This window comes from Jeotgalicoccus huakuii (genome assembly GCF_036665975.1).
In the GTDB taxonomy this organism is placed as follows: Bacteria; Bacillota; Bacilli; order Staphylococcales; family Salinicoccaceae; genus Jeotgalicoccus; species Jeotgalicoccus marinus.
This window is the reverse complement of the sequence record NZ_JAVIYN010000012.1, coordinates 11,845-34,680: the sequence shown is the minus strand read 5'-3', so window position 1 is coordinate 34,680 and position 22,836 is coordinate 11,845. Positions and strand designations below refer to the sequence as shown.

The following is a 22,836-nucleotide window of genomic DNA, read 5'->3' as shown; positions in this document are numbered from 1 at the left end:
TGATTCTACCCTACTTATTTTTCGATCTCGTTATGCATATTTTGCATTTTATCTTCCACATCTGAAATTTGTCTGGCACATTCTAATAGAGCATCTTGATACGTTTTCGTATCTTTCTTAGTATTTTTATAGCGCATTTTATGCTCAAGACTTGCCCACATATCCATACCAATCGTTCTGATTTGTATCTCCACAGGTGTGTGTTCAATTCTTTCCGATAAAAACACAGGGATTGATACAACGATATGAAGACTACGATAACCATTTTCTTTTGGATGTTCTATATAGTCTTTTCTTTTTAATAATTTAACATCCTCTTGTTTTAAAAATAGGGATTCTAGCACATAGATATCTTCAATATAATTACAGATTACCCTCATACCAGCGATGTCTAAAATGTTTTTCCTAGCACTTTCAACGTTAATATCTAGACCTTTTCGCTCTAGCTTACTCAATAAACTCTGAGTGCCTTTCACTCTTCTCTCCATGTGATGTATGGGATTATGTTTGTGAATGACTTGAAACTCATCGTCTAAAATTTTTAATTTCGTTGTGACTTCTTCTAAAGCTGAAGAATATATATGATTGAGTTCTACAAAGTCTATAAGTTGATCAAAATATTCAAGAGAATTGAAGTGCTCTCTTTCCTTAATTCTATTCGCCATTGATTCTTTTAAATCTAAAATATCTATAGATGGTTTACGGTCAACGTACATTTCATACACTCCTAGAAATACTTCTGTCTCTTATTATAAATGTATTTTTAATAATATACCAAAATTCATATATTTCTATTATTCTGAAAAAGCGTTATGATAAAACTAATAAGAAAAGGGGATGGTATTATGACATTGAAATTAGCTGATATCAAAGAAGCTCGTGAACGTATTGCACCGTATACTGTAGAGACACCACTTTTAAGATTACATAACCTAGAAGAATACTTAGGTTGCGAAGTTTACGTTAAATTAGAAAATATGCAATTGACTAAGGCTTTTAAACTTCGTGGTGTGATGAACACTCTACTTCAACTTTCTGACGAACAGTTAAGTAAAGGCATTATTGCTTCATCTTCAGGTAACCATGGTCAAGCCATTGCCTATGGGGCAAAAATGTTAGGTATTAAAGCAGTCGTCGCTGTTCAAGATACGGCTCCAGCATTCAAGAAGGAAAAGATTTTAGAACACGGGGCAGAAATTATTCCAACGACTGTTGAAGAACGTTTTAAGTTAACTGAAGACCTCTCTAAAGAACATGGCTACGAATTAATTCACCCATTTAATGATTATAGAGTTATGGCAGGACAAGGCACAATTGGATTAGAGATTTTAGAACAATTACCTGATGTCGATCAAATTTTTGTGCCCGCTTCAGGTGGTGGGATCTTATCCGGTATCGCAACTGCGATTAAAGAATCAGGTAGCAGTGCCAAAGTTCATGGTGTTGAGCCATTTAATTTACCGAAATATAATGAAAGTCTTAAGAACGGGAAAATTACACAAGTTGAAAATAAAGGGACAATCGCTGATGGCTTAGTGACTGTAGTGCCAGGTGAAAAGACCTTCCCAATCGTTGAAAAATATGTAGATAGCTTCCATACAGCAACTGAAGAAGCAATGAAAATGGGACAAAAGTTATTGTTAATGGAAGGAAAAATCTTAGCTGAAATCTCCTCATCTGCGAGTGTCGGTGCAGTACTTAATAAAGAAATAGAGGTTAACCCTAAAGACAAAGTATGCTTTGTTATTACTGGTGGCAACCTTGGTTTTGAACAACTAGACTACATTAAAGATGTAGATTATAAATAAAAAGAAAGCGACGTGAAAATCTAATTTCACGTCGCTTTAAATATTCACCTACATCATAGATGTAAACCATACACCAAGTGATGTTCCAATATAGTTACCGATAATGTAACCTAATGTACCGATGATAAGTATTGGTCCAACTAATTTTGTCCAACCTCTTGAAATCGCCATTGCTGCAGCGGTTGTTGGTCCACCGATATTTGCATTACTCGAAAGTATGATTTCCTCCAAATTAAATTTAAATAATCGACCGAAGCCAAATGAGATAATCATATTAATCAACACAATAACAGCTGCAAACACTAAGATTATTGGTGCATTTTGGATAATTAATGGAACCGATGCAGGTACACCAATGACTACAAAGAATATGTAGATGAAAAACGTCCCAAATTCTTGTGATCCCGCAATGTTTTCAAAATATTTAGGGAAGCTTGCTACAAGTACTAGTGTTAACGTTGTGAGCATTAAGTAGTTATCACCGATAATACCTCTTAAGACAGATAAGAAAACATTGCTATCCTCCGGGATTACACTGGCAAAGAATTCTGCAATAGAGAATGAAACTGCTACAATGATAAAGGCCGTTCCAAATGCTAAGGCGATATCTTGTAATGAAATATCTTTAGATTTCCAATATGAGGCAGCATGATTATCGCTTTTTCCATTAGACTCATTCTCATCCATGTGTGGTGTGCCGAATTTGTTTTTAAAGAATGATACTGTCGGTATCAATATAAGAACAAAGAAATAAACTGCCATTAATAGATTATCCGCAACGACTGTAGAAGATACTAGATCTTGTGGCACGTCAAATCGAGTCGCCATTGCCGCAAAGTTAACCCCACCACCAGAGTAGGAACCACTTAACATGGCACCGATATAGTTCGCTTGTGGTACAAACTCTCTTAGTAAGAAGAATGCAACAATCGTACCTGCTACTGTTCCAACTGTACTAATTAAAAAGATAATTAACAGGCGTTTACTCTCTTGCCAAACCTTAATAACGTTCGACTGGAATAGTAAAAGTGGTATTGCAAGTGGCACCACATAAGTCCATACTGCATCATAAACTGGTGATTCGAGCGGAATAACGCCAGTATTACTTAAGAGCATGGCCCCCACTAAAGCGATTATTGCTCCAGATAACTTTGATGCCCAACTGTATTTTTGCTCGAGAACAATAGCGACAGCCGCCCAACCAATTAATATAGCCCAGAGCACCCAATAATTATCCGGGCTAATGAAACTTGTTGTCTCTCCCATGGTAATTCCCCCTAGTTTTTACTTACCATCATTATACTCGATTTAAAGTCTCACCTATATATCAATTTCCATTAAAATTGGAGTATGATCCTGTCTTGGACCAGAGTCAATCATCTCAGACTTACGTACCTGTCCAGCTAAACGATTTGAAACTAACCAATAGTCAATTCTCCATCCTGAGTTATTAATCTTACTTGTTTTCGCTCTTTGTGCCCACCAAGTATACATGCCTTCAACATCCCCATTAATGTGACGGAATGTGTCAGTGAAACCTTTGTTTAACAGATTTGTAAATCCTTCTCGTTCTTCATCAGTAAAGCCTGGAGAACGACGGTTATTTTTTGGATTTGCAAGGTCTATTTCTTTGTGTGCAACGTTATAGTCACCCGTAGCTAAAACTGGTTTTTTCTCATCGAGATCAGCTAAGTAATTTGCATATTGAATGTCCCATAATTGACGGTCTGCTAATCTTCTAAGACCATCCCCAGCATTTGGTGTATACACTTGAGTTAAGTAAAAGTCTTCAAACTCTAAAGTAATCATTCGTCCTTCTGCATCCATTGTTGTTGGCGCACCGATTGATGGATAATGAACTTCAGGTTCTAGGTGATTTTTGTATAAGAACATTGTTCCAGCATAACTTTTACGTGCAGGTTCTTCTGAACTACGCCACACAATGTTATAAGAAGGAAAGGCTGTTTCTAAAACTTCCACATGTTTTTTTGTTGGGCCTTTCGCTGATAATTTAGTTTCTTGAATCGCGATTACATCAGCGTCGTGTGCTTGAATGGATTTGATTACCTCTCTTGATAATAATGCTCTAGCAGAATCACTTGTTAGTGCTGCGTTTAGTGAATCTATGTTCCATGAAATAAACTTCAAAATGCTTCCTCCTGAAAAAAATGAATTTATATTTACTTATTGTTTATCTTATCCAAAATCAATCATCATTTCCATTGCTCTATTTAAGATTTGGATAACTTGTTAATGATAGCTTCAACTTGAGTAACCATATCTAGAACCATTTGTTTGGCAGATATCTCTTTTGAGGTTCTTAAATTTTGTCCACACCATAACGACATGTATTCAGGACGATCTAATTTTGATGCTTTAGCTCTAATCGGCTGTGTTAAACTATTTTGTACTGGATATGAAGGGACTTTCCCTTCATACTGACTCATCTCTTTTATAAAATCATTCAGTAAACCTCTTGCTGGCTTGCCACTAAAAGTCGTGGTCAATACAGTATCAGTTTCTTGTGCATTTAAGATTGCTTCTTTTGCAACTTGTGGTGAGCCGCTCTCCTCACTCGTTAAAAAAGCTGTACCTAATTGGACACCTTCTGCACCGAGCCCAAGAGACGCAATGATTCCACGTCCATCAGAAATGCCACCAGCTGCAATAACCGGTATGCCAACATGATCTACAACTTGTGGTACCAAAGCCATGGTGCCAATCATCGGTAGTGTTTCATTATTTAAGAAACTTCCTCTATGTCCACCCGCTTCACTGCCTTGAACAACAATTAAATCCATACCAGCTAATTCATTGGCAATTGCTTCATCTACAGTAGTTGCGGTACCTATAATAATTATGCCTTTCTCTTTTAATTTTTTTATGATATCTCTATCAGGTATACCAAATGTAAAACTGCAAATTGGAACGTTCTCTTCAATAATAACTTCGACCTGTTGTTTAAAATTCTCATCAGTAATTTTTGCAACTGAAGGTGTTTCATTGATGTTCAATTCATCTCTAAATCTACTTAACCACTCATTTGCCTGAGCAATTTCATTTTGATCTACTTGAACAACTTCAGGCGTAAACAGATTCACTGAAAAAGGTTGGTCCGTTAATATTTTAACTTCTTGAATTGTCTCTCTTAATTTTTCAGCACTCATGTAACCTGCGCCGATACTGCCTAACCCTCCACCACTGGATACTGCAGCAACTAAATCAGGCGTCGTAATTCCACCTGCCATACCGGCTTGAATAATTGGATATTTAATGCCTAAACTTTGACTTAACTGATTGTTATTCCACATCAAACAATTCCCCCTTGTATTTGTATATAGTATACAATACGCAATATGCAGTATATAAGATAAAAGACAAAGACCGTTAAGATCTTTGCCTAGACTTGTTGCTAACATTTGTAGATTACTTTTCTTCTAGAAATATATAAGTTTCTCCCATCGAAATATTATTATAGATATTTGATAATTGAGAGGTTTCATCACCTTCACTTAATTCTCCATCATCAATTACTCCACTATAGCTATAATATTCATCTGGTGTTTCTTTAAATTCTACGAAGTCCAATCTTAAATTTGATTCTCCATCTTCTAGATTAACTGTTAGATTCTCACCATCTAAGCTGTAACTACCTGTGTATTCATTACCTAGATTCAAAAGAGTCACCTCATCTGAAGAAATAAAATCAAAGACTAACATGTTTGAAGAGAAATTAATTTCAGAGTTCTCTTTTTCTTCTTTCGAAATTGTAGGGTCATTACTTGAGATACCTAATTCTTTACCTTCTAATCCCGTTTCATTATTACTACAACCTGTTACTATAAACAGCATTACACCTAGTACTATTGTCATAATTCTCAAATTCATCAACCTCCTACTAAACTATAGATTTTAGTAATTCATCAATTAATTCTTATATATTTAACTATAACTCACCTCCTCATTAATTGGAAGCGCTATCAAAATATGTCAGAGCATAAAAAAGAGGCTAAATAAACAGCCTCTCTGTTACCTATTTTCTCTCTAACACAGTAACCGCTTCGACGTGTTTCGTCTGCGGGAATAAATCCACAGGTACAACGGATTTAGCTTTATAACCATGTTCTACTAAATACTTCATATCTCTTTGTAATGTTCCTGGATTACACGAAATATATACAATTTTTTTCGGTTCTACTTCTAATAAGGAATCTAAGAATGCTTGATGACAACCTTTTCTTGGTGGATCTACAAAGACCAAATCGGCACTAATACCGGATTTAACCAGTTTTGGCATCACTTCTTCTGCCTTACCTAAGTAGTAATCTGCATTATTAATACCATTCAACCTTGCGTTTTCTTTTGCATCTTCTACTGCAGAGTCAACGACTTCAATCCCAATGATTTTCTTAACCCTATCCGATGCAGCAAGCCCTATTGTTCCAATACCTGAATACGTATCGATAATCGTCTCGTCACCATTTAAATCGGCGAGATCTAAACCAATTTGATACAGTTTTTCAGTCTGCTCGTGATTCACTTGATAGAAGGAGCGGTCCCGAATTTTAAATTCTCTACCGAGTAAGGTATCCGTGATATATTCTTTTCCGAGGAGCACAATTGAACGCTTGCCAAATATCACATTCGTCTTTTCATCATTTATATTTTGCACAATACTCTTGATCGTCGGAAATTCGTTTTTTAAAGCTTTAATTATTGATAAAAATTCATTACGCTTACCATTAGTAATAAAGACGACTTGAATCTCACTATCATCATGATTCGAACGTATGATCAAGTGTCGTAACAGTCCTTCATGCTTCACTTCATCGTAAATCGAGACATCTTCTTCGATCAGTTTCTTCTTAACGAAATTCATAATATCATTATGAATATCTTTTTGAATATAACAATGTTCGATATCAACAATATCGTGTGAACGTGGTTTGTAAAAGCCCATCACTAGCTTACCATCAACTTTTTGAACTGGAATTTGAGACTTATTTCGGTAATAATTCCCACTACCCGTCACCGTGTCTTTAATTTCCAAATTTAAACCAGCCAGTCCATTGATATTTTGCTCGACAACTTCTTTTTTAAATTTAGCCTGTTCAGGTGCATTCATCACCTGAATCTGACATCCTCCACATTGATAGTAATACTGACATGGGGGAGTTTGTCTATTTGCAGAGGCTTTATTTATCTTTAAGGCTTTACCAAATGCAAATCTTGATTTGACTTGCAAGACTTTGAAACGAATTTCTTCATCTTTTAAAACATCAGCAATAAAGACCGGCTTATCATTAACTTTAACGATACCCATGCCTTCTTTTGTATAGCTTTCTACGACCCCTTCATACTGTTCGTTTTTTCTTAATACACTCATTATTAAACCTCTAACTGTCTCATTTTATAAATCAATTTCATAGGTCGAAAAACCATCACCGTGATCTTCAATATGTCTAACCGCTAAGTCATCTGTATATTTTTTTCCTAGACTCCCACTCGTAAATTGGTAGGTTCCCTGCGGTAAAAGTGTCATCGGCTTTTTATCAGTAAAAGTCTCACCATTCTTCAAATACTCAGTTAAGATATCTCTAACAGATAAGGCAGATTCATAAATAATCTCAGCATCTCTTAAGAAGGGTGCATAAGCAACTTTATAGTTATTTGCTGCAACTAAAAACATATCTTCATCATGAACCGCTTGCCCTTCATACTCAAGTTTTACTACTCTAGTAGAATCACTAATTTGATGGGCAGAACTTCTATATCGTGCTGGCTCACTTAAATCAAATGTATAAGTGAGATCAAAGAAAGTATCAAAGTTATAACCTGGAAAACCGTCTCTCGAATGATTTTCTTTAACCAGAGATGCAGCACCGACTTGATTGAATGAAGAAGCTGACCATTCAAGCCATTCTCTTAACACTTTGCCTGAAATTTTAACGATGACCAATGTGTTTGCATGCTTATACAAATTCACTGTGTCTGTGACTGTTAAGTCACCTGCTTGGATATCTGTGAAATCATTCTTCCCGTCTCGTCCACTCTTAATTGCGGAATTAAAACCGAGTATGGGTAGCTTTTCTTCCTGAACTTCTACTAATCCTTTCGCATACCAGACGACCGCTTCAGATACGACCTGGACTGCTCTTGAAGGTAAAACTCTAGAGAAGTAAGTATGTAGTGGCACATCAGTGTGACCAACCACTTGATTTAAGTACCCTTTCACTTTCTCATGATAAGAATCAAATTCTTCGAGGGCTTTGTAATCAATCATCATATCAGACGATGGAATTAAGCTAGATTTACCTTCAGTAACTGTCCATCCTTGGTCATATTCTAAGTCAAAAGATAGTAAGCCTAAATGACTGGCCGACACACCAGGTTGAACCATGGGGATTCCATTAAATGTGCCCTTAAATAGATCTAAGCGCTCATCTTGCACATTAATATCTTCATGTGGGAATAAGTCGTGTGTATGACCAAACACAATACCATCAATGCAGCCTAACAGTGCCATTAACATAGCCTGGTTCTCACCGTGCGTATGTTGGTCATCTGCCGCTTTACTCATTCCTGTATGACTCAAAAGTATAATGATATCTGCCCCATCTTCTTTTAAAGCCGCTGCCGTTTGTTTTACCGCTTCTGACATAGGGTGAACATCAACATTCCCAGAAAGATGAAATTTATCCCATTTCATAATCTGCGTAGGGACTACACTTAAAAATCCAATATTAATTGGTTTCTTATCTATTTCTGTTTTCATAATGTAAGACTTTTTAATAATGGAAGATAGCGCACTATCCTTAAAATCGACATTTGAATTAACAATAGGTACATTCACTTGTTCATAGAAATCACCTAAAAATGATAGGCCGAAATTAAACTCATGATTACCAAGACCAATCACATCATACATATTGTTGATAATTGAGGGTAAGAGTGCCTGTTTAGGGTGTATGCTGTCATATTCACTCCACACATCACCCTGTAACAAATCACCATTATCCACAGTAATCACGCACTCATCTTGATGCATATTTTTATAATGTTCAATATATGATTTAAATTTTAATAGTGCATTAGACTTCATTTCATTCATAAAATAATTATAAGGATAAATTGCACCATGCACATCCGTAGTTGAAAATATTGTCAATTTCAAAGCAGTCACCCTCAGATTATTGTCTTTACATTTCTTGTTCCGTATCCGGTAAACTATATTCCATATCCTCACCATTTAATTCCTGATAAAACTCCAACGGCACCCTTACTTTTAAAAACTCTTTCTTATTTTTAAAGTGTGCCGGTAATACGCCACCAAACTCACCATCTAAATTTAACTGTACCTCTTCAAAAGATGATACTTTGACCTCTCTTGCTTTAAAGTAATGTACCTTTGGATGTTTTAAATGTTCGCCCTTCATGGCGATGGAAAGTAGATGAGCAAACTCCGCTAAATTAACATCTTCAATAATTAACAAAGAAAAATAGCCATCATTCAGTTTGGCATCTGGCACAAGCTTCTCAAAACCACCAATGGAATTTGTGAGACCAATCAAAAAGAGCATGACTTCACCTTGAAAGACATCATCATCATACTCAATACGTAGATTGATACTCCTCATTTGTGGAACCAGCTCTATACCCTTTATATAGTAAGCTAGAGAACCTATCATTGCTTTAAGTTTGCTCGGCGCCTCATAAGACACTTCTGTAATCTTTCCACCACCAGCAATATTCATAAAGTGCTTACCATTCATACTCCCTAAGTCAACTTTCGCAGTTTCACCACTTAGAATCGTATCGATAGCTTCTTCTAAATTGTTTGGAATTGTTAGGGCATGTGTAAAATCATTTACAGTCCCCATTGGGATAATACCAAGGTCTGGTCTTTCGTTAAAGTCTGCCAGTCCATTAATCACTTCATTGACAGTACCATCACCACCGATGGCAACAACCAAATCAAAATTTTGTTCACAGGCAAACCTGGCCGCATAAGTCGCATCATCCGGCCCAGATGTCGCATGTGTACTTGTGATATAACCTGCATTTTCAAATCGAGTCAACACATTCGATAATTGATCTTTAAATGTTTCTTTACCAGCAGTAGGATTATATATAATTCTCGCAGTCTTCATAAATATCTCCTCTATATTATGAATTTATACGCCCTCGGATGATTCATTTCTATTCATCATCGAAAAGAGACGATATTTACGCTCCCCGTACTCATCTTCCGTAATTTCACTCTTAAGAAAAGCTTTTTTAAGCATTTTTAAATTATCACTGTAGTTTTTATCGAAAACAAGAAATTCAGTACAGTTAATGACCGTTTCCTTTTTTCTACTACCACTACTCATAAAAATCATATTAATATTCGTTCCATCAACCGTTCGCCTGATGACCATATCATCCCTAAAGAAATCTGAGAAATCATCGATTTGCACATATCCTTCAGCAATCAATATATCTGCTAAATTCTTAACATCATCATAAGATTTTACGATAAACAAAATATCCAAATCACAATCATAAGGAAACTTTCTAAGTTTAGAGGAACCAATATGATGTACTTCTATAATCATTGATTTAAAAAAGTTTAATATTTCAAATGCTTGATTTATATATATATCTTTAACACTACTATTTAAATTTTTTATATTCATACAATCATCCTAAAATAATGTCGTTCACATCTATTTCATGTATAATAATCAGTAAAAGAATTATGTGCCAATATTATAACATATTCATGATTGGCAATATTATTATTTGAGGAGATACTATGAAAAAAGCTATTGCAATCATATTACTTATCGTCTTTGGTGCTGGCTTGTATTTTAACTTCGTACATACCGGCTCAGCGTCAAATGACACAACAACAGAAGACCAAGAAAGTGCGGAAACAGAAAACAATGAAGACAATCAGAACAATGAAGCAGCTGAAGATTCTGAAGCATCGACTGATGAAACTGAGACGTCTGAACAACCAGATTCTATCGCTTTTAATGAGTCTAGCATCCAAGAACAGTATGATCAGCGAATTGCTAACAATGAAGCATTAATTGTCGACGTATTAACACCTGCATACTACAACAGTGACTTTGTTGATAGATTAAGCCAACAGCTCGATACGAACACTATACAGTTCAATCAAATTGAAATGCCAGGTAACACTGTTGATATGAACGAATTAACTGTCAACGACAATAGCGACATTGTGATTATGGATGCAATGCAAATTGCAGACTATAATGATGAAGTGCTTCCGGAACGTAACTTGAATAACTTAAGAAATGCATACATGGACCTATACAATGCAGATAAGACAGTTATTATACTTGGTAATGCAAATGTACATGAACATGAAAACTTAGCGGACACGTTAAGTAATGATGCTGAATATTTCCCTAACAATGATTTCTTCTATATTGATAACCAAGAAATCTCTGTTGAGAACCCTTATAACCCAGATGAAAACCTGATGAATCCAGCAGTTGAAGATGAAATAATAAATAATATTCAAGCATATTTACTTCAGTAAGTAAGAAGGCGGAAAATCATTTGATTTTCCGCCTTTTTTATATACAACTTATCGTTTATTTATTTCTGTTAGAAGTATTTCATTTACCATTTTAGGGTTTGCTTGCCCTTTTGATTTCTTCATGATTTGACCCACTAAGAAACCAATCGCACGGTCTTTACCATTCTTAAAGTCTTCAACTGATTGTTCATTAGCATCAAGTACTTCAGTCACCATCTGTGTTAAGGTTTCTGGATCAGAGATTTGCTCCATGCCTAAGTCCTTCGCGATTTGTTTCGCTGTTCCACCCTTACTAATTAACTCAGTGAATACCTTCTTAGCTTGCTTACTTGAAATTGTGCCGTCTTCAATAATTTCAATCAAGCCTGTTAAGTTTTCTGGTGTAATTCCAGTTTCTTCAATCGCCACATTGTTTTTATTTACGTACTCATTAACATTACCCATCAGCCAGTTTGATGCAAGCTTAGGGTCTGCTTGATGAGATTCTACCATCTCACTAAAGAAGTCAGAGAGTTCTTTTCTCATCGTTAAAATTTCTGCGTCATAGACAGGTAAGTCGTATTCATTTATATACTTCCCACGTAATTCGTCTGGTAATGTAGGAATCGTAGCTCTAACTTCTTCTTTCCACTCATCATCAATGTGTAGATATAATAGATCAGGTTCTGGGAAGTAGCGGTAGTCATCCGCACCTTCTTTGACACGCATGAGTACTGTTTCGCCTGTCTTCTCATCATAACGTCTTGTTTCTTGTTCAATAACACCGCCGGATAGGAGTACTTTCTCCTGACGTTCAACCTCATGCTCAAGTCCTTTTCTGACAAAGTTAAATGAGTTTAAATTTTTCAGCTCAGTTTTCGTACCGAACTCTTTTTGTCCGACAGGTCGAATAGAAATATTCGCATCACATCTGAGTGAACCTTCCTCCATTTTCACATCAGAGACACCAGTATATTGAATGATTGATTTTATCTTTTCTAAATACTTGTAAGCCTCTTCAGGTGAACGAAGATCCGGTTCAGAAACAATCTCAACTAAGGCTGTACCTTGACGGTTTAAATCGACTAGTGAATAGTCGTCCTTATGCGTAGATTTACCTGCATCCTCTTCTAGATGTAGACGAGTAATGCCGATTTTTTTCTTTTGTCCATCGACTTCGATTTCAAGTGAACCATGCTCACCAATCGGTTTGTCGAACTGTGAAATTTGATAGGCTTTTGGATTATCTGGATAGTAATAGTTTTTTCTATCAAATTTTGTATCTGTGGCGATTTCCATGTTTAAAGCCATGGCAGCTTTCATACCATATTCTACAGCTCTATGGTTTAAGACCGGTAAAGTTCCTGGGTACCCAAGTTCAACTACTGACAGATTCGTGTTAGGATCGTGTCCATAGTGTAATGGGGCATTTGAAAATATTTTAGAATCCGTTTTTAATTCAACGTGGACTTCGAGTCCGATTATTGTTTCAAAATGCATCTTACTCCGCCCCCATCGTTAGATTATTGAGTTCTTCGTGTAAGTTATAAACTTTTTCAAACTGATAAGCAGCATTATATATTTTGTTTTCTTCGAAATGGTTACCCATGATTTGTAAACCAATTGGTCGATTATCTTCAGTAATGCCACATGGAATACTTAATGAAGGTATACCTGTTAAGTTTGCTGGGATCGTTAAGATATCATTCTTATATTCTTTTGTCCCTTCGATACTTACTTCGTCATATTTATGTGCTGGAGTCGTAGACGTTGGTCCAATGATTAAATCATGATCTTTTAAAATTCTTTGAACATCGTCTGCAACTAAGCGACGTAATTTTTGTGCTTTTACGTAAAATGCATCGTAGTGACCTGCACTTAGAACATAAGTACCGAGAAGGATACGACGTTTAACCTCGTCACCAAATCCTTCACCACGAGACTTTTTATATAGTTCTTCAAGTGTATTTGCATTTTCTGAACGGTAACCAAAACGAATACCATCAAAGCGTGCGAGATTGGCACTCGCTTCACTTGAAGCAATCAAGTAGTAAGAACTTACTACGTATTTAAGATTAGGCATCTCCACTTCTTCTACGGTTGCACCTAAATCTTCAAAACGTTTTTTAGCATCTAATACAGCTTGTGTCACTTCTTCGTCCACATCATCACCTAAAAACTCCTTAGGTAAAGCAATCTTCAATCCTCTTACATCCTTATCGATGTCGGATAAAAAGTCTATTTCTTGATTTTGAACACTCGTCATATCGTGTTCAGTATCTTCTCCTGCGATTAGCTCTAGGACTTTTGCATTATCACGTACATTACGTGTAATAGGTCCAATTTGATCAAGTGAGGATGCGAAGGCAATTAAACCGAAGCGAGATACTCGACCATAAGTCGGTTTCATACCAACTACGCCACAGAAGGATGCAGGTTGTCTTACTGATCCACCCGTATCTGTTCCAAGAGCAAATGGTACGAAACCTGCAGCAACTGCTGCTGCTGAACCACCTGAAGAGCCACCTGGTGAGCAGTTCAAGTTCCAAGGGTTTTTAGTTGTTTGGTAGTAAGATGTCTCAGAAGTTGAGCCCATCGCAAACTCATCCATGTTTAACTTACCAAGCATAATACCATTTTCACTATTCAGCTTGTTCATTACTGTTGCGTCATAGACTGGTTTAAAATTGTGTAGCATCTTACTCGCACAAGTCGTTAAGACATCTTTGGTCACAATATTATCCTTAATACCAAATGGTACACCAAATAATGCCTGATCCATTTGATCTTCAGCCTGCATACGATCAAGTTCTTCTGCTTTAGCTGTTGCTTCTTCTTTTGTCAGTGTGATGAACGCTTTAATATCTCCATCGTACTTTTCAATTCTATTGAATAAAGCCTCTATTACTTCAGAGGGTTTAATTTCTTTACTGTGAATTTTTGAGTATAATTCTTCAACTGTTAATTCATTAATATTCACTTCATTGACCCTCCCTTTATATCATTTTAGGAACTTTGAATTGTCCGTTTTCTGTATGTTCACTATTTCTTAAAGCTTCTTCCTGTGTTAACGGCTGACCTGCTTTATCTTCTCTCAGTTTAGATTCAACCTGAAGTGCATGGGTCATCGGCTCAACCTGATCTAGATCAAGTTCGTTAAGTTGATCTGCATGTGCAACAATGCTTTGAATTTTTGTTGATAGGTTCTTTAGTTCCTCATCATCTTTAATCTCAATTTTTGATAGGTTCGCAACATGGCGAATTCTATCAAGGTTAAGTTCTATCATGAATGACCCTCCTATGTTTTTACAATATTATTAGTTTACCAAATCTACCTTGACTTTACCATGTGAACTCACTATTCAAAGATGTATAAGTTCGCTTGTCCTTCGCCTTCTCTCGTGATGACACTATAGACCTGTGACTTATCTTTAATCTCTACTTCAACATCAGTATTGGTAAAGTGTTCATCTACTAAGTCTCTAACGAACTGCGACATACCTATCATTTCTCCGCGGCTATTATATTCAAGGGGGATTTCAACAGTCAACGTATCTAAATTATTATCGACAAATTTTCCACGTCCAACCGATGTCGTAAAACTATCGAAATATGACGATAACTCTCTGTTAAAGGTTTCGTATTCACTGTTTACTTCACTTGAGATTTCAGACGCTTCATTAGAAGGTAAGAGTACATTTTGTACGTTGATATCAGTGAATTCACTGATTGAATTTTCACCTGGTTCAACTGTGGCTTGTGAGACGAAATTACCGGGTACAATATCAGTATCTGATGATTGGATGAATATTGCGAAAACAATCTTCTTATCTACATATTCATCGTTCGCACGAATACGTGATAAAATCTCAGTTGCCATCTTTTCGCCTTCCTCTTTGACGACTTCTGGGTCTAATTCTTGTTCTTGAGTTTGGCCATACTCCTCAGTTTGATAATAGTGAACACTATTCATCGCAAGTCCAATCGTAATACCATCAAAGTTTAAGTTGCCTTCTTCATCTTCAGACAAGTAGTTCTGCTCTAAAATATGTGAGAGGTAAAGCGGTGCTTCTTCAGCGATTACTTCAGGATCTGTCTCACCATTTGTCGATGGATTTAAACCTAAGTTACTGAAGGCATCTGAACTTAATAGCTCATCTTCTTCCATATTTTCTAACTCTTCACTCGTATATTGACGGCCTAAGTAGCCTCTAGTCATCTCCTCTGAGATAATCTGCCCTTCTCTAAAGACAAATTGATCCGTAGGAAACTCTCCTTTACTCACTTCAAATAAACCTTTTTCAAACTCCTCAACATTGTATGAAGACACCATGTTTTGACTTGATAAGCCTCTAGCTGGTGACAATTCATAAGGTACCACTGATCGATAAAATTCGTCACCACTTGAAGTTATTCTATCCTCTTGTTCTTCAACCTGAACATTTGACACTTCATTTTCAAGGCCAGAATTTTCGGTCTGCTCTGTGATTTCTGCCTCATTCTCACCACAAGCACTTAGTAAGAAGGCTGCGACACCGCCGAGCATTAAAGTTTTAAACTTCATTGTCATTGCCCCAATTTCTCAATAAATTCTCTTTCATTCCAAACTTCGATTCCGAGTTGCTTGGCTTTCTCTAATTTAGACCCTGCATCACTACCAGCGACGACGAGATCCGTACTTTTAGATACGCTACTTGTGACTTTACCACCTTGGGATTCAATATATGCTCCCGCTTCTTGACGTGTCATTTCTTCTAGTTTACCAGTTAAGACCACTGTCATATCAGAAAACAGGTTACCCGCTACTTCTTGAACTTCTTCAGTAAAGCTTAATCCTTGATCTTGTAATTTCTTAATCAACTTTCTAAAGTCTTCATTCGAAGTATAAGTCACTATAGAGTCTGCAATTTTCTCGCCAATTTCAGGAATTTCAATTAATGATTCAGCTTTGGCTTCGAGGATTTTATCGATTGTACCGTATTCTTCTGCTATAAGTCTGGATGCTTTGGCGCCTAGGAACCGAATGCCTAAACCAAATAATACTTTATTTAAAGGATTTTCTTTTGATGCCTCAATCGCATGGAGCAAATTATGAACCTTCTTATCTCCCATACGCTCAAGTTCAATTAGATCCTCATATTTTAAGCTATATAAATCAGAGACATCTTTAATCAAATCCGCTTCAAATAGCTGCCTAACCACTTTCTCTCCAAGACCATCAATATTCATAGCCCCTCTAGAAACAAAGTGAATTATGCCTTCTTGAAGCTGGGCTGGACAGGCTGGGTTAATACAACGTATCGCAACCTCATCTTCTAAATGTACCGCATCATGTCCGCAGGACGGGCAAGTTGTCGGTGCTTCATAGACCGCTTGATCTGTTCGTTCCTCTTTAAGTGATTTGACCACTTCAGGAATAATATCTCCGGCTTTTCTAATGACGACCTTATCACCGATTCTAATATCTCTTTTTTCAATGAGGTCGTGGTTATGAAGCGAGGCACGTCCAACTGTTGTACCTGCAACTTTAACTGGTTCTAAAATCGCAGTTGGCGTAATGACACCAGTACGTCCCACTGTCAGCTCAATGTCTAAGACCTCAGTAATCACTTCTTCAGCTGGGAACTTATATGCAATCGCCCAGCGGGGAGATCTTACTGTAAATCCGAGCTCATCTTGCTCTTGTAGATCATTGACCTTAATGACAATACCATCAATTTCATAGGGAAGTTCAAAACGGTGTGTCGTCCAGTAATCGATGTACTCTAAAACTTCGTCTATGCTATTTAATAGCTGACGTTCATGATTGGTTTTAAAGCCGAGCTGATCCAATGCATCTAAAGCACCGTTTTGAGTCGTAGCCTCTAATGCTTCTGGTGAAGTCACACTATATAAAAATACTGATAAATTTCTCTTAGCTGCAAGCTTAGGATCTAGCTGTCTTAGTGACCCTGCTGCTGCATTTCTTGGGTTCTGGAATTCTTGTTCGCCACTTTCAAGACGTCCTTCATTTAATTTTTGAAAAGAAGATTTTGGCATGTATGCCTCACCACGGACTTCAAAGGATAAGTCTGTCGGCACTGAGAGTGGAATGGCATGAATGGTTTTTAAGTTTTCTGTTATATTCTCTCCAACTGTACCATCGCCTCGTGTCGCACCAATGGTAAATTGCCCATTGTCATATGTAAGCGACACGGCGAGACCATCAATTTTTAATTCACACATATATGTTGGACTGTTCACAACTTGTTTGACCCGCTTATCAAATGCTCTTAAGTCCGTTTCATTAAAGGCATTACCCAAACTTAACATCGGTGTATTATGACGCACTTTCTCAAAGTGACTTAAGACAGCGCCACCGACCCTAACGGTCGGTGAATCCGCACTTTTATACTCAGGGTATTGTTCTTCTAATTCAATTAATTCCCTGAGTAACTTATCGTAATCGGTGTCTTCGATCGACGGTTGATCAAGGACATGGTATTCGTAATTATATTGATTTAATTGTTTTTGTAAGGCTCTAATTTTTTCTTTCATCTAGTCTCAATCCTTCTTCTCGAGTGGTGCGAAATTCGCCAAAAGTCGTTTTGGCCCTGCGGTATGAAAGACAATGTCTAACTCCGTATCGTCACCTTCACCCTTAATTTGAGAAACAATACCATCACCAAATACTTTATGAGATACCTTGTCGCCGATACTATATGTGGCATTGGGCTTTTTCTGAATAACCTGTGACCGTTTTTTCGGACCTTTCGCGTATGATGGTGTCGACTGATTCGTGTTACCGAATATTTTTGTTCCACCTTGATTCTCTACTAATTCTTCAGGAATTTCCGATAAAAACCGGCTCATCATATTGGATTCAGTTCGACCATATAACATTCTTGACTCTGCTCTTGATAAGATGAGTCGGTCCATGGCACGTGTGACACCAACGTACATGAGTCGACGCTCTTCTTCAAGTTCTTTGTCGTCAAATTGAACGCGTTTAGATGGAAAGACACCTTCCTCTAAACCAACAATGAAGACGACTTTATACTCTAATCCCTTTGAAGCGTGCATGGTCATCATCGTCACACCTACCGTATCGTCCACACCATCTTGGTCAGAAACTAAAGCCATGTCACTCAGAAACTCGAATAGATTATCATCTTGGACAGGGTGCTCATTATCAAATTCTTTCGTGACCGTCTTAAACTCTTCTAAGTTTTCTAAACGACTTCTTGCCTCAAGTGTTTTATCCTGTGCTAACATGTCGTGATAGCCGGTATCTTTTAAAACTTCGTCTACGAGCTCTGTCATCGTTAAGTATTTAGATTTCTCTTTTAAGTTATCCAATACTTCTAGTAAAGACACTAATTTCACAACAGTCTTTTGTGGTATGCCTAAAAAGTCTGCGTCACGAATCGCATCGTAAATACTGGAGTTCAACTGATCTGCATGGGCTTGAAGCTTTTCAATGGTCTTTGCCCCAATGCCTCTTTTAGGCACATTAATAATGCGGCTGAAGCTTATATCATCAAAAGGATTTTGAATGACTTTTAAGTAGCTCATTAGATCCTTGATTTCCATGCGGCTGTAGAACTTCATACCGCCAACCATTTTATAGGGAATACTTGACTTAACAAAGGCATCCTCTACCGCACGAGATTGAGCATTCGCTCTATACAACACTGCCATATCACCGTACGAGTATTCATCACTCAACTCTTGAACTTTTCGGACAACGGCTTGCCCTTCTTCACGTTCACTAAAGGAGACATTCACTTCCACCTTCGCCCCGTCACCTTTGTTTGAACGTAAGTTCTTCGGTTTTCTTTCTGTGTTGTTATCAATGACTGCATTGGCAGCATCTAGGATCATCTTAGTCGAACGGTAGTTTTCTTCTAGTTTTATAACTGTGGCTTCAGGGTAGTCTCTTTCAAAGTTTAAAATGTTTTGAATGTCTGCACCACGGAACTTATAAATTGACTGGTCAGAATCCCCAACGACACAAATGTTTCGATACTTATCGGCAAGCATTTGTACCAGGCGATACTGGGCATGGTTCGTATCTTGATACTCATCAACGTGAATATACTGAAAACGCGACTGATAGTAGTTTAAGACACTGGCTTCTTTTTCAAATAATTCTATTGTTAGCATGATTAAGTCATCAAAGTCTAAAGAACTATTACGGTAGAGCACCTCTTGATAGTCCTTATATATTTGACTGTAGAGTTCATCTAGGAAGCCACCTGCTTCTTGAATCGCTTGATCTGGTTTTATCAATTGGTTTTTATAGGCTGAAATCACCGATAAGATACTTCTTGGGTTATGCTGTTTTACATCTAGGTTTCTATTTTTTAAAATGTCTTTAATGACGGATTGTTGGTCTAGCGGATCTAAAATAGAAAAGCTCGTATCGTACCCGAGATAGCTAATGTCTCTTCTTAGAATTCTGACACACATGGAGTGGAATGTTGAAATCCACATTCTGTTCGCATCTTCTGTAATCAACTTATCTACACGTTCACGCATTTCCTTTGCTGCCTTGTTTGTAAAAGTGATCGCTAAAATATTATAAGATGGGACTTGTTTTTCATCTAGAAGATAAGCCACGCGGTGTGTCAGAACTCTTGTCTTACCACTCCCTGCTCCAGCCATGATCAAGAGTGGCCCTTCTGTAGTTTTAATCGCTTGTAGTTGTTCTTTATTCATTCCACTTAAATCCATTTTAAAAAACTCCATTTATTAAATGATTGTTGTCAATGCTAGTTCTATATCATCGTAGACAATATTTCCTACAACGATCGTATCGCTGGCTTTGGCCATCTGTGTTGCCTCTGAGTGGGACTGAATACCACCGCCATATATTAAACGACTGTTTTCACATGCATCAAATGCTTCTTTAACAAGTGCATAATCTCCGTATGTACCACTATATTCTACATATATAAAATCCATTTTATATAACTTATCTAACATGTGTATAGCAGCTAGAAATTCTTCGTCGTTCATCAAAGTACACTCTGCTCTATCAAATGCTTTACAATGTTCGTTCATCACGATATAGGGTAAGAGTCTGATATTTTCATATTCAATAAACTCATGATATTCCATTAACGCCTCAATTAAGAGACCATGTGCATACTTAATATTTTTAGTGTTGATTACACTCGGCACGTAATAATAATCAAAACCTGGTACAACGGCATCAGGATGAGATATTTCAAGCGCTATAGACTTGTCTAAATTGAAGCTTTTGATACGCTCAAGTAAATCCGAAATGTTTTGTCTGGTAACACCATCTGTACCACTTATCATGATTAAATCTGTCTGAGATGTTAGGGTCGCTTCAAGTGATGCATCTGTAATATTTTTCTGTGGATCTAACTTAAATACATGTTTTGCTTGTCTTAACATAGTCACAAGTCCTTTATAAAAATCATACGATAATTATAGCATTTTTGCCTGTTAAAAAACATAAAAGCCCGTGGGTGCTTTACGCACCACACGAGCCCTTAAATAAGGTCGAAATACTCTTCTAAAGTTAAGCCACTTTCATGAATCTCTGTCGCCTTATCTCCAACATATCTCAAATGCCAAGGTTCGTACATGTAGCCGGTAATATCTTCCTTACCCTTCATGTAACGAATAATAAATCCATAATGATGGGCATTTTCTTCTAACCATTCAAATTCTGGCGTGGACTCAAATGAAGTTTGTAGGAGTACCGCACTATCGTATGATCCTACATCAATTGCAAGACCTGTTTGATGTTCTGAATGACCTGGTTCAGCACTATAGCGGTCAGCCGCTTCCTTACCATCTCTCGCTACATAATTATTATATAACTCAGCCTGGTAATCATAACTTCTAAAGTCACTCACCAATTCAAAGTTGAGCCCTTCCTCTTTAGCATCTTCAAACATTGTCATATAAGCGTTCTCCGCTTCTGGCTGCATACCCGGGTTGTAATCTTCAGGTAGCGGAATCTCTTTGTTAACGATTAACACACCGTCAGCATAAGTCACCCCATCGATCACTTCGACATTGACTGGAATGTCTAGGTTTGAGAACGTGAGCGCTTCATAATTTTTACTGAAGTCAATTGCCTCTGCCTCAGTTGATGCTTCGCCGCTACAAGCACTGAGAGCTAATAATAAAGCAAGGACAAAAGTAAATTTAATTGTTCTCATTTACTCTAAGCCTGCTCGCTTAAATATTGTATCTACACGGCGTAAATGATGTGACTCATCAAAGCATGCTTGTAATTCATCACTCGTTAGCGCTGCTGTGATTTTTTCATCTTGACTTGCTAGTTCTTGTAAAGGTACCTTACTTTCCCATGATTCCATCGCCTTTGGTTGCACTAAGTCATATGCTTCTTCTCTAGACATGCCTTTATCGATTAGAGCTAAAAGAATCTGTTGAGAATATACAAGTCCGAATGTCTTATCGATATTGGCTTTCATGTTTTCTTCAAAGACTGTTAAGTTTTTAATGATATTACTAAAGCGGTTCAGCATGTAGTTTAAAGCGATTGTCACATCTGGGAGCATAATGCGCTCTGCTGAGGAATGAGAGATGTCTCTTTCATGCCAGAGTGGCACATTTTCATATGCTGTTGTGATGTAACCTCTAATCACTCTCGCAAGACCAGACACATTTTCACTACCGATTGGATTTCTCTTATGTGGCATAGCACTTGAGCCTTTTTGACCCTTAGCAAATGCTTCTTCTACTTCTCTTGTTTCTGTTTTTTGAAGGTGTCTAATTTCTACAGCAAACTTTTCAATTGAGGTCGCAATTAATCCAAGTACCGCTACATAGTGTGCATGACGATCTCTTTGTAGCGTTTGCGTTGAAACTTCCGCAATCCCTATACCGAGATGATGGCATACATATTCTTCAACTTCTGGTGGAATATTTGCAAATGTACCGACAGCACCACTCATTTTACCAACTTCTATTTCTTCTCTAACCGCTCTAAAACGTTTCAAATTACGAACCATTTCTTGGTGCCAAAGCGCCATTTTGATACCAAAAGAAGTCGGTTCAGCGTGTACACCATGTGTGCGTCCCATCATGATAGTGTGCTTGTGTTTTCTGGCCTTATCCGCCAAGATATCAATAAAATTCTCTATATCTTTTTCTATAATTTCATTTGCCTGCTTAAGTACATAGCTCTGTGCAGTATCGACGACATCCGTAGATGTTAAACCATAATGAACCCATTTCTTTTCATCACCCAGAGTTTCAGAAACTTGTCTTGTAAAGGCGACAACATCGTGTCTTGTTTCCTTTTCAATTTCTTGGATTCTATCAGCGTCAACACGAGCATTCGGTCTGATATTCTTCACTTCTTCTTTTGGAATGATACCAAGCTCAGCCCATGCTTCTGCTGCGAGTATTTCTACTTCCAACCAGGCACGGTACTTATTATCTTCGGTCCATATGTCTGCCATTTCTTGTCTTGTATACCTACTGATCATTAATTACTCATCCTCA

At 37.3% G+C, this 22,836-nt stretch carries 20 protein-coding genes; 2 read left to right on the top strand and 18 right to left on the bottom strand.

Translation table 11 applies throughout. From position 1 onward, the window contains the following. Positions 1–14 precede the first annotated feature (14 nt). Positions 15–716 carry a GTP pyrophosphokinase gene (locus V6E76_RS07460; RefSeq protein ID WP_247351767.1) on the bottom strand — a complete coding sequence of 234 codons (702 nt, stop codon included), beginning with the start codon at positions 714–716 and terminating at the stop codon, positions 15–17. A 129-nt stretch (positions 717–845) separates the two neighbouring features. Between V6E76_RS07460 and V6E76_RS07455 the strand changes: the two genes are divergently transcribed. Further along, the gene (locus V6E76_RS07455; protein WP_499797749.1) at positions 846–1,808 is read left to right on the top strand and encodes a threonine ammonia-lyase; all 963 of its coding nucleotides are present in this window, start codon (positions 846–848) and stop codon (positions 1,806–1,808) included. Positions 1,809–1,856: 48 nt separating this feature from the next. On the opposite strand, the gene V6E76_RS07450 is transcribed toward V6E76_RS07455, so the two are convergent. The 8 genes from V6E76_RS07450 to V6E76_RS07415 all read right to left on the bottom strand — a co-directional run bounded on the left by V6E76_RS07450 (position 1,857) and on the right by V6E76_RS07415 (position 10,486). Continuing rightward, entirely contained in the window at positions 1,857–3,074 is a 1,218-nt protein-coding gene (locus V6E76_RS07450) for a DUF819 family protein (protein WP_247351763.1), read from the bottom strand. 54 nt (positions 3,075–3,128) lie between these two features. Next, a complete protein-coding gene (locus V6E76_RS07445; protein WP_247351761.1) occupies positions 3,129–3,956 on the bottom strand; it encodes an exodeoxyribonuclease III in 828 nt (275 codons plus the stop codon). 83 nt (positions 3,957–4,039) lie between these two features. Continuing rightward, complete coding sequence (locus V6E76_RS07440; protein ID WP_247351759.1) at positions 4,040–5,119, bottom strand: nitronate monooxygenase; 1,080 nt, start codon at positions 5,117–5,119, stop codon at positions 4,040–4,042. A gap of 115 nt (positions 5,120–5,234) precedes the next feature. Then, the gene (locus V6E76_RS07435; protein WP_247351756.1) at positions 5,235–5,690 is read right to left on the bottom strand and encodes a hypothetical protein; all 456 of its coding nucleotides are present in this window, start codon (positions 5,688–5,690) and stop codon (positions 5,235–5,237) included. Positions 5,691–5,841: 151 nt separating this feature from the next. Further along, positions 5,842–7,194 carry a 23S rRNA (uracil(1939)-C(5))-methyltransferase RlmD gene (rlmD, locus tag V6E76_RS07430; RefSeq protein WP_247351754.1) on the bottom strand — a complete coding sequence of 451 codons (1,353 nt, stop codon included), beginning with the start codon at positions 7,192–7,194 and terminating at the stop codon, positions 5,842–5,844. Between the two features lie 24 nt (positions 7,195–7,218). Continuing rightward, positions 7,219–8,982, bottom strand: a complete 1,764-nt coding sequence (locus tag V6E76_RS07425) for a 5'-nucleotidase C-terminal domain-containing protein (protein ID WP_247351752.1) — start codon at positions 8,980–8,982, stop codon at positions 7,219–7,221. Between the two features lie 25 nt (positions 8,983–9,007). Then, the gene (locus V6E76_RS07420; RefSeq protein WP_247351750.1) at positions 9,008–9,958 is read right to left on the bottom strand and encodes a diacylglycerol kinase; all 951 of its coding nucleotides are present in this window, start codon (positions 9,956–9,958) and stop codon (positions 9,008–9,010) included. A gap of 24 nt (positions 9,959–9,982) precedes the next feature. Then, on the bottom strand, positions 9,983–10,486 hold the full coding sequence (locus tag V6E76_RS07415; protein ID WP_247351749.1) for a GrpB family protein: 504 nt from the start codon (positions 10,484–10,486) through the stop codon (positions 9,983–9,985). A 119-nt stretch (positions 10,487–10,605) separates the two neighbouring features. Here V6E76_RS07415 and V6E76_RS07410 point away from each other — a divergent pair, with 119 nt between their 5' ends. Next, positions 10,606–11,364, top strand: coding sequence for a hypothetical protein (locus V6E76_RS07410; protein WP_247351747.1), 759 nt, complete (start codon positions 10,606–10,608; stop codon positions 11,362–11,364). A 48-nt stretch (positions 11,365–11,412) separates the two neighbouring features. Here the strand turns inward: V6E76_RS07410 and gatB are convergent, their stop codons facing one another. The 9 genes from gatB to purB all read right to left on the bottom strand — a co-directional run bounded on the left by gatB (position 11,413) and on the right by purB (position 22,820). Beyond that, entirely contained in the window at positions 11,413–12,843 is a 1,431-nt protein-coding gene (gene gatB, locus V6E76_RS07405) for an Asp-tRNA(Asn)/Glu-tRNA(Gln) amidotransferase subunit GatB (protein ID WP_247351745.1), read from the bottom strand. Between the two features lies 1 nt (position 12,844). Continuing rightward, complete coding sequence (gene gatA, locus V6E76_RS07400) at positions 12,845–14,323, bottom strand: Asp-tRNA(Asn)/Glu-tRNA(Gln) amidotransferase subunit GatA (protein ID WP_247351743.1); 1,479 nt, start codon at positions 14,321–14,323, stop codon at positions 12,845–12,847. 16 nt (positions 14,324–14,339) lie between these two features. Next, positions 14,340–14,630, bottom strand: a complete 291-nt coding sequence (gene gatC, locus V6E76_RS07395; protein WP_247351740.1) for an Asp-tRNA(Asn)/Glu-tRNA(Gln) amidotransferase subunit GatC — start codon at positions 14,628–14,630, stop codon at positions 14,340–14,342. A gap of 71 nt (positions 14,631–14,701) precedes the next feature. Beyond that, positions 14,702–15,907: a CamS family sex pheromone protein gene (locus V6E76_RS07390; RefSeq protein WP_247351738.1), complete on the bottom strand. Its 1,206-nt coding sequence runs from the start codon at positions 15,905–15,907 to the stop codon at positions 14,702–14,704. 2 nt (positions 15,908–15,909) lie between these two features. Beyond that, the gene (gene ligA, locus V6E76_RS07385) at positions 15,910–17,880 is read right to left on the bottom strand and encodes an NAD-dependent DNA ligase LigA (protein ID WP_247351736.1); all 1,971 of its coding nucleotides are present in this window, start codon (positions 17,878–17,880) and stop codon (positions 15,910–15,912) included. A 6-nt stretch (positions 17,881–17,886) separates the two neighbouring features. Continuing rightward, positions 17,887–20,058 carry a DNA helicase PcrA gene (gene pcrA / locus V6E76_RS07380; protein WP_247351853.1) on the bottom strand — a complete coding sequence of 724 codons (2,172 nt, stop codon included), beginning with the start codon at positions 20,056–20,058 and terminating at the stop codon, positions 17,887–17,889. An 18-nt stretch (positions 20,059–20,076) separates the two neighbouring features. Further along, the gene (locus V6E76_RS07375; protein WP_247351735.1) at positions 20,077–20,748 is read right to left on the bottom strand and encodes a geranylgeranylglyceryl/heptaprenylglyceryl phosphate synthase; all 672 of its coding nucleotides are present in this window, start codon (positions 20,746–20,748) and stop codon (positions 20,077–20,079) included. A gap of 98 nt (positions 20,749–20,846) precedes the next feature. After that, complete coding sequence (locus V6E76_RS07370; RefSeq protein ID WP_247351733.1) at positions 20,847–21,524, bottom strand: M15 family metallopeptidase; 678 nt, start codon at positions 21,522–21,524, stop codon at positions 20,847–20,849. After that, entirely contained in the window at positions 21,525–22,820 is a 1,296-nt protein-coding gene (gene purB / locus V6E76_RS07365; protein WP_247351732.1) for an adenylosuccinate lyase, read from the bottom strand. Between the last annotated feature and the right edge of the window lie 16 nt (positions 22,821–22,836).